Source organism: Sporosarcina sp. P18a (assembly GCF_002743135.1).
Classification (GTDB): Bacteria; Bacillota; Bacilli; order Bacillales_A; family Planococcaceae; genus Sporosarcina.
Genome location: NZ_PDYQ01000001.1, coordinates 1,045,339 through 1,058,163 on the forward strand (window position 1 = coordinate 1,045,339; position 12,825 = coordinate 1,058,163).

12 protein-coding genes are annotated in these 12,825 nt (G+C 41.9%); 2 read left to right on the forward strand and 10 right to left on the reverse strand.

Going from position 1 to position 12,825, the window contains the following annotated elements; all coding sequences use genetic code 11:
• Window positions 1–3: 3 nt before the first annotated feature.
• Window positions 4–369: a YppE family protein gene (locus CSV75_RS05335; protein ID WP_099675020.1), complete on the reverse strand. Its 366-nt coding sequence runs from the start codon at window positions 367–369 to the stop codon at window positions 4–6.
• A 198-nt stretch (window positions 370–567) separates the two neighbouring features.
• Between CSV75_RS05335 and recU the strand changes: the two genes are divergently transcribed.
• Window positions 568–1,179 carry a Holliday junction resolvase RecU gene (gene recU / locus CSV75_RS05340; protein ID WP_099631589.1) on the forward strand — a complete coding sequence of 204 codons (612 nt, stop codon included), beginning with the start codon at window positions 568–570 and terminating at the stop codon, window positions 1,177–1,179.
• Between the two features lie 24 nt (window positions 1,180–1,203).
• Entirely contained in the window at window positions 1,204–3,930 is a 2,727-nt protein-coding gene (locus CSV75_RS05345; protein WP_099675021.1) for a transglycosylase domain-containing protein, read from the forward strand.
• A gap of 45 nt (window positions 3,931–3,975) precedes the next feature.
• Here CSV75_RS05345 and CSV75_RS05350 read toward each other — a convergent pair whose 3' ends face one another.
• From CSV75_RS05350 to panB, 9 genes are all read right to left on the reverse strand, one after another.
• Window positions 3,976–4,311: a YpoC family protein gene (locus CSV75_RS05350; RefSeq protein WP_099675022.1), complete on the reverse strand. Its 336-nt coding sequence runs from the start codon at window positions 4,309–4,311 to the stop codon at window positions 3,976–3,978.
• Window positions 4,308–4,955 carry an endonuclease III gene (gene nth / locus CSV75_RS05355; protein ID WP_099636030.1) on the reverse strand — a complete coding sequence of 216 codons (648 nt, stop codon included), beginning with the start codon at window positions 4,953–4,955 and terminating at the stop codon, window positions 4,308–4,310. The genes CSV75_RS05350 and nth overlap by 4 nt, the downstream gene beginning before the upstream one ends.
• Before the next feature lie 9 nt (window positions 4,956–4,964).
• Window positions 4,965–5,672: a DnaD domain-containing protein gene (locus CSV75_RS05360; protein WP_099675023.1), complete on the reverse strand. Its 708-nt coding sequence runs from the start codon at window positions 5,670–5,672 to the stop codon at window positions 4,965–4,967.
• A 44-nt stretch (window positions 5,673–5,716) separates the two neighbouring features.
• Window positions 5,717–6,910, reverse strand: a complete 1,194-nt coding sequence (locus tag CSV75_RS05365) for a pyridoxal phosphate-dependent aminotransferase (protein ID WP_099675024.1) — start codon at window positions 6,908–6,910, stop codon at window positions 5,717–5,719.
• Between the two features lie 37 nt (window positions 6,911–6,947).
• Window positions 6,948–7,427, reverse strand: a complete 480-nt coding sequence (locus CSV75_RS05370; protein ID WP_099636027.1) for a cell wall elongation regulator TseB-like domain-containing protein — start codon at window positions 7,425–7,427, stop codon at window positions 6,948–6,950.
• 72 nt (window positions 7,428–7,499) lie between these two features.
• A complete protein-coding gene (gene dinG / locus CSV75_RS05375) occupies window positions 7,500–10,271 on the reverse strand; it encodes an ATP-dependent DNA helicase DinG (protein ID WP_099675025.1) in 2,772 nt (923 codons plus the stop codon).
• Between the two features lie 318 nt (window positions 10,272–10,589).
• On the reverse strand, window positions 10,590–10,973 hold the full coding sequence (gene panD, locus CSV75_RS05380) for an aspartate 1-decarboxylase (protein WP_083035608.1): 384 nt from the start codon (window positions 10,971–10,973) through the stop codon (window positions 10,590–10,592).
• Window positions 10,966–11,847: a pantoate--beta-alanine ligase gene (gene panC, locus CSV75_RS05385; RefSeq protein WP_369823575.1), complete on the reverse strand. Its 882-nt coding sequence runs from the start codon at window positions 11,845–11,847 to the stop codon at window positions 10,966–10,968. The genes panD and panC overlap by 8 nt, the downstream gene beginning before the upstream one ends.
• A complete protein-coding gene (panB, locus tag CSV75_RS05390) occupies window positions 11,844–12,683 on the reverse strand; it encodes a 3-methyl-2-oxobutanoate hydroxymethyltransferase (RefSeq protein ID WP_099675026.1) in 840 nt (279 codons plus the stop codon). Before panB ends, panC begins: the two co-directional genes overlap by 4 nt.
• Window positions 12,684–12,825: the final 142 nt, after the last annotated feature.

The window sequence follows — 12,825 nt, forward strand, 5'->3', positions numbered from 1 at the left end:
CATCTAGTCCTCTCCTCGCTCCGCGTTCATTGCGTCCAAAACGGTTTGCAATGTATAGCGTGCTGCACGGATAGAAAGAATAAAACGCTTTTTTCCAGTCGCTTTATAGAAAGACTGTACGACGAATTGAGTCATCGAATCTTTCAACGAATCCACTTGCACTTCATGCACATACCGCGGCTTTTCTTTCTGTATCCACACCTTCATCTCTTCGGCCCACCGTGCAATGGCCTGGTGGCTACTATCAGCATACGGCTTCACTTCTTCAAAAAAATCCGGTTCATGATCCGTTTCTCTCATATGATAAAATCGCTGTTCGCATTCGTCACAAATAGTCAGCAATAACTTCGTGTCTTCCATCTTGCTCATTTATATAAAACTCCTTTAGAATTCATTATAAAACATACTTTTTTTCATTTTATCAGATATTCCGCCACAGCTCCACTTTCTACGAACAAACATTCCAAGCTGTCACCAATTCGACTACTTTCAATTCGATGGAAACTTTCTTTTTGGTAACTCGTCTAATAGTCGGTATGATATGATGTAGAGTACGAGGTGGTCACATTGGCGATACGTTATCCAAACGGAAAAAAGTTCAATCCTTCTGTGTCTTCTGCGAAAAAGAAAACCTATGACTACTCCTTCAGTAATCGGGGTAAATCATTAGAAGACGAACTGAACGACACAAATGAATACTATCTGGCGCATGGTCTAGCCGTCATCCATAAAAAGCCGGTCCCCATACAAATCGTCAATGTCCGTTATCCTGCAAGAAGCGCTGCAGTGATCACAGAAGCGTATTTCCGTACACCTTCGACAACTGACTATAATGGTGTTTGGAATGGATTGTATGTGGATTTTGAAGCAAAGGAAACGAAAAATAAAACTTCATTGCCACTGCAAAACATTCATTTGCATCAAGTGCAGCATATGAAGCAAGTAATCGACCAATCCGGACTTGCTTTTTTTATTGTCAATTTTACATTGTTGGATCGATATTTCTTATTGCCATTCGAGGAATTTTATCCTTTGTGGCAACGCATGGAGGATGGTGGAAGAAAATCTATTACATTATCTGAAATAGAGGAACGATCTATCGAAATCAACACCGGTTTTCATCCGCGGCTCGATTACATACAAGCCGTGGCGGATTGGATCAAGCGCAAGAAAGATTAATGAAAGCGAAAGGCAGGAAATATTATGAGTGATAATATAAACTCGAGAACGGCAAGAAGACAGAAACAAGTGACGGAGCAACCAAAGCGGCCGCAGAAAAAGCTTCCAGATCAATTATGGAAGAAAGTCCTCCTAGGTATTGCAGCACTTTTCCTTCTAGTACTAGTTGGTGGAGCTTCATTATTTGCTTATTATGCAAGTACAGCTCCGGAATTAGATGAAGAACTGTTGAAAGACCCCCTCACCTCTAACTTCTTGACAAAAGACGGCGATGTGTTCATGAAGTTCGGTGCAGAGAAACGGGAATTCGTACCGTACGATGAAATCCCTGAAAAACTGAAAGATGCCATTCTAGCTACGGAAGACATTCGTTTCTTCAAGCATGGTGGGATCGATTTTTATCGTCTTGGAGGAGCTGTAGTCGCGAACTTCCGTAGTGGATTTGGATCACAAGGTGCTTCGACATTGACACAGCAAGTCATCAAAAACTCGTTTCTAAAGAACGAAAAAACATTGAAGCGTAAAGCACAGGAAGCTTGGCTTGCCCACAAACTAGAAAAAGAATATACAAAAGAAGAAATCTTCGAGATGTACTTCAATAAAGTTCTCATGTCTGGTACACGCTACGGCATCGGTACAGGCGCAAATTACTTCTACGGAAAAAAAGTAGGCGAACTGGATTTACCTGAAATGGCCATGTTAGCCGGGATGCCACAATCTCCAAACGGCTATAATCCATTTAAACATCCGGAACGTGCAGAAAAGCGCCGAAATATAGTCCTAACACTTATGGAGCGTCACGGCAAAATTACGACGGCTGAAATGAATGAAGCGAAAAAAGTACCAGTCACTTCCACTCTATTGGCAGAAGAAGATCGTGAAGTGTTCGGTAAATACCCAGCTTATGTAGATGTGGTACTGGATGAAATCGAGGCAGCTGGACTTACTGATCTTTTATCCGAAGGTATCACCGTACAAACTGCTTTAGATCCAAAAGTACAAGAAACAGTAGAAGCTGCTATCAATAATTCAAGCTATTATGAATCAGATGAAATGCAAGCCGGCATGACCGTGCTGGATACGAAAACAAGTGCCATTGTAGCTATTGGCGGCGGACGGAATTATTCGGGGCGCAACTTGAATTTTGCTGAAGTCAAACGTGCACCAGGTTCTAGTATTAAGCCGATTTTATCGTATGGTCCAGCAATTGAAGAACTCGATTGGTCTACAGGTCAAAAGGTAGTGGATGAACCTTACAGCTATAAAGGTTCAGGCGTAGCTATCGGTAACGCTGATGGTAAATTCCTTGGTACATTGACTATGCGGCAGGCATTATACTGGTCGAGAAACATACCCGCTGTCCAGACATTTGAAAAAGTAGGACCAAAGAAAGCAGAAGCTTTTGCTAATAAACTTGGGTTTACGTATAAAAGTATAGATTCCTCCAATGCACTTGGTGGCGGAGATGAATTCTCTACAGTTCAAATGGCAGGCGCATATGCCGCTTTCGGTAATGGCGGGATTTACACCAAACCCCATACTGTAAATAAGCTTATATTGCGTGACGGTAAGACAGAAAAGAATTTACGACCTGACCCCGTAACCGCAATGAAAGATTCTACTGCTTATATGATTACGGATGTATTGCGTGATGTCTTAACCGAATATGGAGCAACTGGAACTCGAGCAAACATCGGTAATATGGATATTGCCGGAAAAACAGGTACAACAAATTATTCTGCTGAAAAAATGAAAAAAGATAATATGGAAAGTCACTATGTACCCGACACGTGGTTCACGGGCTATACAACGGAGTACACCATTTCTACATGGGGCGGTTATGGCGATTTCTCACCGATTAAAACCTATGATCACGGACGTTACGTACCGCAGAATTTATTTAGAGATGTCATGAGCAGTATCGCAAAAGACCCGGGTACGTTCGTTCAACCGGACTCAGTCGAAGAAGCCGCAATCGTCAAAGGTAGCGACCCTATTATGCTTGCTAGTTCATTCATCTCTCGAAATCTCATCAGTAATGAATTATTTGTTAGAGGAACATTACCAAAAAAAGCATCGCTTCCTGAAAAGATTTCCATTCCAAGTCCCGATGGATTAACGGCGCAATTCGATGCGAATTCCAATACGATTCAATTACAATGGAATTATGATGTGCCAAATAAATACAGCAGTCTCGGAAGTCCTACATTCAATATCAGTGTGTCTATTGATGGTGGTGGAGCACAAAGTATCACGACGACTTCCGATAAACAAACCACTTACTCTGGTGTGGAATACGGTAAAAACTACACATTCCATGTCAGTGCCAGTATGGGCGGTTATACAAGCGGTTCGGCTACAGCTTCCCTTTTAATAAAAGGCGCTGATGAACCGGTCATTGAAGATGAACCTATCGTTGAGCCTGATGAAAATAATGACGATCAAAACAATACTGAAGGTAATCCATCAGACAACGGCACAGGTAACGACAATGATTCCAATAATGAAAATCCGAATCAATCGGATCCAGATGGCTCGAACAATCAAGGTGGCAATAACTCTCCTAACGACCAGAATAACCAAGACCAAAATACAGATCAAAATCAGGATCAAAATCAGGATCAAAATCAAGGTCAAGGTCAGTCCAACCAAGGACAAGGAAACCAAGGCAATCAGGGCAATCCAGGACAAGGGCAAGGGCAAAAACCTAACGATGCGGGCGAAACGTCATCCGACTCCTCTACCAATTAAAAAAAGAGCGATTCCACACTTCGCATGTGGAATCGCTCTTTTTATTTATTGTTGAACGCGTAATCGCGCTGCTTTCTTTTTCATCTCATCGTATAGCATAGTCAATTGAATTAATGCATAATGGCTGCTTTTTTGAAGTTTGATGAACTCGATTCGTTCCTCATAATTATTTGGCGCAAGTGCGTGATGCATTTTACCTGTATGTGGATTCTCCAATTGTTCACTTTGCCCAATTAACCATTCCAGCTGCTCGATTGCCGGCTGAATTAACTCCAATTTACGTCTATCATTTACGGCATATGTCTTTTCTAATTCAGGCTTTTGCTGTTGCCATGTATTGAGTACTTGTTGCACGTTTTCCTTTAATTGTTCGTATGTCATTTCGCTTTCATCCTTTTTCGTCCTTCGCGGCATAAATCCAATAATGGACATTCTGGACAGTTGGGATTTTGCGCTTTGCAATGATAGCGACCAAAGAAAATCACTTGATGATGTGTCTGTGTCCACAGTTCCATCGGTGTCCAACGCATGATTTTTTCTTCTACATCAATCGGACGATCTTTCCAGCGATTCATACCTAGCCTTTTCGCTACACGTTCAACATGTGTATCGACAGCTAATGCCGGCACACCGAACGCATTCGACACGACGACATTGGCTGTTTTCCTACCTACGCCTGGTAACGTCATCATGATATCTCGGTTAGGAGGTACTTCCCCACCGAACTCTTCTATTAACCGAAGGCTAAGCGCTTGGATATTCTTTGATTTATTACGGAATAAACCAATCGAACGTATATCTTGCTGTAATTCCTCAATCGGTACAGCAAGATAATCTTCCGGTGTCTTATATTTTTTAAATAATTCTGCAGTCACTCGATTGACTAATACGTCCGTACATTGTGCAGATAAAAGTGTCGCAATCAACAATTCAAAAGCGTTCTTATGAACGAGTTCACAATGCGCTTCAGGAAACATCTCTTCAAACGTTCGCAGGCATGTATGCCACTCTGTTTTTGTCAGCACCGTTATCACCTACTCCCGTTCTTCGAGCCAATTGTAAAAAGGCACATCTTTAATCGCTGTTTGCACTTGCGGTGTTGTGGCTACTGTTGTTGGACGAAATGCTTTAGTCTGCTTTTCTACATCGCGCATCGTTTTCACATTTTTCTTTTTCCATTCAAATAAAATTCGGTCAATATAGCGTAAACTCATTTTTTGTGCGAGGACCGCTTCCCTTAATGCCGCGCGAATGATTTCCGTTGAATGACCATCTTTGTCAATCCACATACCGATTGTTTCAAATTCCATAGGGGATAGGAAGCGACCGAATTCCTGCTCGAAAAGTGAGAAGATTTCTCCCTCTTCCTGCTTGATCACTTCTTCTTCTGTTTTCATCGATTGTTTTTCGACTTCTTCTATCAATCGCTTCCATAGAGGATAAAATGAAAATTGTTCATGCAATACTTTATTTTCATCCGTACTTTGCTCAATAGAAAACAATCCTTTTTGCATCATACGCTGCAGACAATTCGTTACTTCTTTTTCTTCCAGTTGCATACGATTCGCAATATCGGTAGGAGTTGGAAAATAGTTCCCCACTCCTTGAAATGCAATCAAATGCAGTAATACCATGGCATCACTATCCGAAATCAACAATTGTTTATAATGTTGAAAAAAGAGCTGGGAAATAGAAACATTTCCCTGCTCCATCCAAATTTTCAGCCGTTCATCTTGTTGCATAGTTGAAACTTCCTCTCATCAGCAACTTGTCAGTCGCTTCTGTTTTACTCTTTCCAATGATCTCGTACAAACTGATCGATACGTGCAATTCCTTCTTCCAATAGATCGATTGACGTGGCATAAGAAAGACGGATCGTCGTGTCAGAACCGAATCCTGTGCCCGGAATGACAGCTACTTTAGCTTCCGTCAATAATGCATGGGCGAAATCATCTACGTTTGCATAGCCCGTCTTCTGTACTGCTTCCTGTACATCCGGCAATAAATAGAATGCGCCTTGTGGCTTCAATACATGGAAACCTGGAATAGCAGCAAGTTTAGGGTACGCTTGATTCAAGCGGGATTCAAAATCTTTTCGCATAACTTCTACAGTGTCTTGCGGTCCGTTATATGCTTCGATTGCTGCGTATTGCGAAGTCGTCGTCGGATTGGATGTAGAATGGCTAGCGAGATTCGTCATCGCACTTACTACTTCCTCATCCCCCGCGATATATCCTATTCTCCAGCCAGTCATTGAATGGGATTTCGATACACCATTAATAATGAATGTACGATCTTTCGCGTCTTCTGAAAGCTGTGCGATCGAAACATGCTCTTTATCATCATAAACAAGCTTCTCATAAATTTCATCTGAAATGATCCACACATCTTTTTCACGGCAAACTTCCGCAATCGCTGTGAGTTCTTCTTTTGAGTAAATCATACCTGTCGGATTACCCGGTGAGTTAATGATGATCGCTTTTGTCTGATCCGTGATGGCATCACGGATTTGCTGGGCTGATACTTTGAACTGCTCAGCTGCCGTTCCTTCAACGAACACAGGAGTGCCTTCCGCAAGCTTCACTTGTTCAGGATAACTCACCCAGAATGGCGAAGGTATAATGACCTCGTCGCCTTTATTAAGCAACACTTGGAAAAGTGTATAAAGCACATGCTTCGCTCCAATACCGACTAATACTTCATTGCGCGTATAAGTCAATCCTTGGTCTCTTTTCAATTTGTCAATTATGGCATCCTTTAATTGTGGAAGACCACCCGCCGGAGTATATTTCGTCTTGCCATCCTTCATAGATTGATATGCTGCATCCAAAATGTTCTTAGGTGTATTATAATCCGGTTCGCCAGCCCCGAGTCCAATCACATCGATGCCTGATGCCTTCATTTCTTTTGCCTTCGCTGTAATCGCTAATGTTGTAGATGGTGATAAAGTATTTACTCTGGACGCTAATTGCTTTCTCAAATTGACCGCTCTCCTTTTGTCCTAATTCCATTTTTCTCTATAATTTTGAAATTCGCTTTAACCATTTTCCATCTGCAAAATTCAGATACGCATAGTTTAAGAAATCCTCATCATCCAGATAACTAACTTCCCAAAACGGGGTATCATTTTCTAAGCCCAATGAGGCGTTGAGGACTTTTTTGACGTTCTTCTCTTTTTTTATGATGTCCGTGGCTATTCGCTTTGTAATACCATCTTTAATTGATACAGCTTTCAAAATCTTTGTCGTCTCTTCTTCCACGAAGATGATTTTTTCATGATGGTTTTTATCCGTACCATAGACGGTAATCCATGACGTTTTACCATGATAGTGATCCATCTTATCTACTTTTTCAAGAACGTTATTTGCCAATATGGCTTCTTTTACTTTGTTTTCCGATACAGCAAACGGTTTCTCTGCTTGATAGAAAACGATAATAGTAATCGTGAACCCGAGCGCGAGTAAAAATAGGAATAGAAACTTAATCCAGTTGAGCATGAGTGTCACTTCCTATTGAATGAACCGCAGTTTTTTTTCGATTCATTTTCCAACCTGCTTTCTATTTGTACATCAATCATTATAACAATTTTCGATCTCGTTAACTAGACCTTCCAAAGATACTTTTTTCACAAATGACTTAGGTAAAGCTTGTAAAAAGGACTTGCCGTAGGATTTAGTGTCAATGCGTCGATCCAATATGATGAAGAATCCCTGTTCATCGGTTGAACGGATTAATCTGCCGAACCCCTGTCTGAAACGCAGTATGGCTTCAGGCAAACCAAGATGGGTGAATGCATTTTTATGGTCCGCTACTAAAGCTTCTGTCCGCGCTTTAAATAGTGGCTCTTCAGGTGAAGTAAACGGTAAACGAACGATGACCACTGCAGATAATTGCTCACCTGGCACATCTACACCTTCCCAGAAGCTTGTCGTGCCGAATAACACTGCTTTCTTTTGCTGTTTAAACGTCTTCAGCAATTTATGACGGCTTCCGGAGCTGACTCCTTGTGCGATTAGCATGTACTCTTCTTGTAATGACTCGCTGTCCATCACTGCTTGATGTGTCTTCTTCAACATATCATGGGACAAGAACAATGCAAAGACACGTCCTTCAATCGCAACGGCTGTTTGGATCAATGCATCTGCTACTGCTTCGATGTACTCTTCATTTGAAACTTGCTGAATATCCGGCATATCTTCCACAATCAATGTATGCGCTCCTTCATAGAAGTTCGCTGGGGCATCAAATGTGTATAGCGGCACGCTAGAAGGCAATCCTGCTTGGTCCAGCACGAAACGGTCCTGTTGTCCCGCTGTTAATGTTCCGGATGTCCAGACGATGCCCGCCTCCCCTTCAAACGTACCTATAAAGTCACGGATCACTTCTGAACCATTTACCGGACTTTTCTTAATTTGCAAACTGCCAGGTAAACTTCGACTGTCTTTCTCCATCCAAATGGTCGTGCTTGTGTTTGGCTTTTCCAAAAACAATTCAATCCATTCGCCAGCTTTAATTTTCATTTCATTGATCCAATAATACCATTCACTTAGCGCTGCTTGCTCATGTAACGTCAATTCATTCGACAAATTTTGGATTGGCATTGCATAGTTCTCGGTCACACTAATATACTCATTCATCTTTCGCAAAACTTTGTCGAAAATTTCATTCGTCCGCAAACGTTTGGATAATGGTTTCACTGTTCTCGTTGTCGACTTATTGTCGTTAGTTGAATTGGAGTTCACCAGTACAAGCATCGATTCATCGAATGCGAACATGAATTCATTGAATGAATATTGAAGCCGTTCAGTAGACATTTTATGATTGAAATGAAATCGCCTTAAGATATCCTGAATATCAAACAATAGTTGGCAGCTACTTAAACCATTCAACTGACTCATTACATACTTCCATTTCGTATAAGAAAACACTTGTTGATGCGTTCGAATTGCCGCTTGGTTCATTTGATGGGCTTCATCAATCACTAATCCGCTGATGGAATGGAACAAAGGATCATAACGTTGCTGATCGTTCACCAACATGGAATGATTTGTTAATATTACCATCGACTCCTGACAGTTTTTTACTGTATGTGTATAAAAATCTGCCACCCGTTCATCTTTCTTTACTCGCATGGAACGCTTACGAATACGGTCGATAAACAGCTGACCGCCACCTGATACATTGACTTCATCCAAATCACCAGTTGTGGTTTCCGTTAACCAGACTAATAATTGCATGATCGTGATGGAATCATCGTAAACCTCATCGTTAAAATGTAAAAGTTCTTCAAATTTCCCCATAGAAATATAATTCGCCATGCCTTTAACCACAGTTGTTGGAATCGTCATTTGCAAAGCTTTTTCAAGCTTCTGTACTTCTTCAGCTAGCGTGTCGACCAAGTGATTCGTATACGTACTAATAACAACAGGCTGTTTCATTTCATATGCGCGAATCAAAGCAGGCACTAAGTAGCCAATCGTCTTACCAACACCCGTTGGAATCTCCACTGCGATTTGCTTCTTTTCGACAAAGGCTTGCCATGTTAAATCCATCAAATGTGCCTGACTTTCCCTCACATGATAAGATGGATGAATTTTCTGCATGACTCGCTCTTTCGCCATATTGTCGATAGGAAATTCTATTGGCTGTGGCCACGATGCAGGGGTTGGTGTTGATTTCAAATAGGGAATACCACGAAATAGTGCATAGTCGCTCGACGTTTCCTTTCCACGTGCCTGCTTAAGCGCTTCATAAAACAATGTCGATACATCCGATTTCATTGCAAATGAACGCTCATGCATACGATTCAGCGTCTCTTTAGGCAAAGTGTTAATTTTCTCAATGGCCTTCAACAAAAACAACGCTGTCGCTTCTGCATCATCATCTGCCCGATGTGCTTGCTTTAATGAAATATTTAATGATTCGGCAATATCCTGCAAACGATAGCCAGGTAAAGTGGGATACATAATCTTCGCTAGTTCCACAGTATCGATCGTCTTGCCATGCCATTTTGACATGCCACAGCGAACCAATTCTTTTTGTAGAAATGATACATCGAAGTCTGTGTTGTGCGCGACAAAAATACATCCCGTAAGTAAATCAGCCACTTCTTGAGCAATCTTTTCAAAAGGGGCAGCGTCTTTTACCTCTTCATCGCCAATGGATGTCAGTTGGTGAATGAAAGGTGGAATCGTGCGCTTTGGATGTACGTAACGCATATATGTATCTATTATTTTATTGTTCTCAATAAACACAATCGCAATTTGAATGATCCGATCACCATTTAAAGGCGAATGACCGGTCGTTTCCAAATCCACAACTGCATATTTGCTAGTAGACATACCATCATCAACTTCCTATTTGGTTTCTAATGCAAATTGTATCACATTTACCATGACGACTCACGTCTTGCATCGGCCAAAAAGAAACTCCATAGATTGAACAAATATAAAGGAATATTTAGATAGCGGTTCGGGATTGGAACGTAGGAGGGTCGACTTTGGAAGGATCAAGCCCAGGTAAGACAACTAAAGTGAAGTGACCCCTAAAAAGCGCAAATCCCACGTCCTAGCCTCCTGCATGCCAAACTGTTTTGGTTTCAACGTATTACAAATGAACCCCCCATTCAATTACTTCTCAAATGGGGGGTTCAATACTTTTTAGAATATAGCGACACCTGGTTTTTCCGTGATGACTTCCTTCACACGATTCTGTTCATCCATAATCAACACAGTCGGCTGATGAGTACGCGCCTCTTCGTCCGAAACATACGCATAGGATAGAATGATCACGATGTCGCCCGGCTGCACAAGACGAGCTGCAGCTCCATTGACACAAATGACTCCGCTGCCTGGCTCTCCTTCGATAATATACGTCTCAAAGCGCGCACCGTTATTATTGTTGACGATCTGCACTTTCTCATTCGGTAACATACCCGCAGCCTCTAAAAGCGCACCATCGATCGTAATGCTCCCTACGTAATTTAAATTGGCTTCCGTAACAGTCGCGCGATGTAACTTTCCATTCATCATCATTCTAAACATTTTTCTCATCCTTTATAGTTGACATAATAATATTATCTATCAGTCTCGCGGAAGTAAATTGTACCGCAGCGGCTAAGATGACTTCTTCGGTATCAGTGAGGTTCTCTTCCAACGAAGGATACGCAAGCACTTCGACGTAATCAATCGTGCCAGATGTTTCTTCTTCAATCAATTTGCGCACGATCTTCGCTACTTCTTGCAGTGGAACACCTTCGTAATAGCTACGTTTCCCTTGGCATAGCGCACGGTAGATTGCACTCGCTTCATTTCGTTCATGTTCAAGCAAACGAACATTACGCGAACTTTTCGCCAGTCCGTCTTCTTCACGCACAGTAGGTACACGTGAGATCGATGTGCGAAGATTGAAATCACGAACAAACGTTTCAATAATCGCTAATTGCTGCGCATCTTTCATTCCAAAATACGATTCATCTGGATCGACGATGCTGAATAATTTTAAGAGCACTTTCAACACTCCGTCGAAATGACCTGGTCTTGAAGCTCCACAAAGACGTGATGCTTGTTCTCCGGGCAAAATTCTGATGCCGCTCTTGCGCGGATACATATCCTCTACAGAAGGAATAAATAAATAGTCGACTCCTGCTGTTGAAGCGAGTTCTGCATCATGTTGCTCATCGCGTGGATATGCCTCGTAATCCTCTCCTGGTCCGAACTGCGCTGGATTAACGAAAATACTCATGACGACCATATCGTGGTCTCTTTTGGCTTCTTTTACCAACTCCAAATGACCTTCATGAAGAAAGCCCATGGTCGGTACGAAACCTACTGTGCGTCCTTCACGTTTTCTTGGATTTAGGATATTTTCCAATTCCGCAATCGACCGAACAATTTGCATGGTGGCACTAGTACTCATAGTGTTTTGCCTCCGTATAATGCTTCAAGTTCTTCTTCCCTCATCGTAAAGCGATGGCTTTCAGAAGGGAATGTTCCGTTCTTCACTGCCAAATTATATAACCTCATGGCACCTTCGATATCTTTACCGACTTCTGCGTAACTTTCGACGAATTTCGGTAGTTTATGATTACCGTAGCGCACCATGTCATGGAATACGAGTACTTGCCCATCTGCTTCAGCACCCGCACCTATTCCAATAACAGGAACAGAAACTGCTTGCGCAACTTCTTTCGCTAATTGGAAAGGAATACATTCCACTACAATCATAAACGCACCCGCTGCTTCACACGCTTTGGCATCTTCAATTAACTGTTTAGCTGCAGCTGCCGTTTTCCCTTGTACTTTGTATCCACCACTGACACCGGCAGACTGCGGCAACAATCCTAAGTGCGCACATACTGGTATGCCAGCTGTCGTCAACAATTGGATTTTTCCGATGACCGCACCACCGCCTTCTACTTTCAAAGCATTCGCAGACGTTTCCTGGAATAAACGTAAAGCATTTTGTAATGTCATGTCAGCGGAACCATGATACGTACCAAATGGCATATCTACAATCACGAATGTATCTTTCGCACCCCGTCGAACTGCTTTGCCATGATGACTCATTTCATCAAGCGTTACATGTGCTGTCGAATCATAGCCGAGCACAACCATGCCAAGAGAATCTCCGACAAGTAGTACATCAATCTCTGCTTGTTCTGCAATTTGTGCTGTCGGATAATCGTATGCTGTCAACATACTGATTTTTTCACCATTTGCTTTCATTTTCGAAAAATCTGTTGTGGATTTCACTGTTAATCTTCTCCTTTACGTCTGATTTCAGCAGGCGTTTGGTAGGCAAAAAAACCAAAATTAAAACCCTACTGATCCAAATATGGACAGAAGGGTTGCGTAAGCGTTTGATCATGCTTCCTCCGTCCCTGTCTAAATAGAT

What these genes read in the sequence shown, in the direction of transcription:
- CSV75_RS05335 (WP_099675020.1), bottom strand. Translation starts at nt 369, where the DNA reads ATGAGCAAGATGGAAGACACGAAGTTATTGCTGACTATTTGTGACGAA.
- CSV75_RS05345 (WP_099675021.1), top strand. Translation starts at nt 1,204, where the DNA reads ATGAGTGATAATATAAACTCGAGAACGGCAAGAAGACAGAAACAAGTG.
- CSV75_RS05350 (WP_099675022.1), bottom strand. Translation starts at nt 4,311, where the DNA reads ATGACATACGAACAATTAAAGGAAAACGTGCAACAAGTACTCAATACA.
- CSV75_RS05360 (WP_099675023.1), bottom strand. Translation starts at nt 5,672, where the DNA reads ATGCAACAAGATGAACGGCTGAAAATTTGGATGGAGCAGGGAAATGTT.
- CSV75_RS05370 (WP_099636027.1), bottom strand. Translation starts at nt 7,427, where the DNA reads ATGCTCAACTGGATTAAGTTTCTATTCCTATTTTTACTCGCGCTCGGG.
- dinG (WP_099675025.1), bottom strand. Translation starts at nt 10,271, where the DNA reads ATGTCTACTAGCAAATATGCAGTTGTGGATTTGGAAACGACCGGTCAT.
- panD (WP_083035608.1), bottom strand. Translation starts at nt 10,973, where the DNA reads ATGTTTAGAATGATGATGAATGGAAAGTTACATCGCGCGACTGTTACG.
- panC (WP_369823575.1), bottom strand. Translation starts at nt 11,847, where the DNA reads ATGAGTACTAGTGCCACCATGCAAATTGTTCGGTCGATTGCGGAATTG.